The following is an 839-nucleotide window of genomic DNA, read 5'->3' on the forward strand; positions in this document are numbered from 1 at the left end:
GCATACATTGGTAATAGACATAAGATAGCAGCAACTAACGGTCCGCTAAGGGCATCAATGATTCCAAGAATACTTGGATTTGCATAAGCAACATACCAGCATGTTAATACGACAAAAGTAAGGATCATTGTCTTAACTGTTTTTTCTCCTATATCTTTCCCGCGTGTTTGACCGGACTTAATAATCATGTCACGCATTACCTCATATGCTCCTATATAATGGCCAAGGAAAGACTTTGTAATAGCCACAAACGCAATGATAGGAGCTGCAATAGTGATTACAGGCGAATTAAGCTCATTAGCAAGATATGATAGGATTGACAAGTTCTGTTCTTTTGCCATCATAAGATCATTTGGAGTCAAACTTAAGGTACTGCTCCAAACAAAGAACATAACAACAGCGAATGTCATGATATAACAAACTTTTTGTATTTGAGCACATTTGGCATCAGTAGCTTCTATTCCATACGTAGCTCTCTGTTTCATAACAAATGACGAAATCATAGGCGAATGGTTAAACGAGAATACGATGATTGGCAGTATCATCCATATTGTTCCTAAATATCCTGTTCCTGTTGAAGCAGTAGAAACACTTGAAAAACTAAGCATTGACGTATTCCATTGTGGAATCAAAGATATTGAGATAAAAAGTAGAGAAGCTATGAAAGGATATACTAGCATGCTCATTATTTTCACAGTGATATCTTGACCAAAATTTAGTATAGCAATAAGACCGAGTACTAATACAAGCGATAAAACGGCCCTTGGAGGCTCCGGCATGTGCAATTGATGCACGATAAAACTACTTGCAGTATTTGTAAGTGCAACCGAATACATCAG

The 839-nt window shown here is 37.2% G+C and carries 1 protein-coding gene; it reads right to left on the bottom strand.

The features are described from left to right. On the bottom strand, positions 1 to 839 hold an 839-nt coding region (locus tag B5P42_RS24350), incomplete at both ends, for an SLC5/6 family protein (protein WP_483295822.1).

Source organism: Bacillus sp. SRB_331, assembly GCF_003264175.1.
GTDB lineage: Bacteria > Bacillota > Bacilli > Bacillales > Bacillaceae_G > Bacillus_A > Bacillus_A mycoides.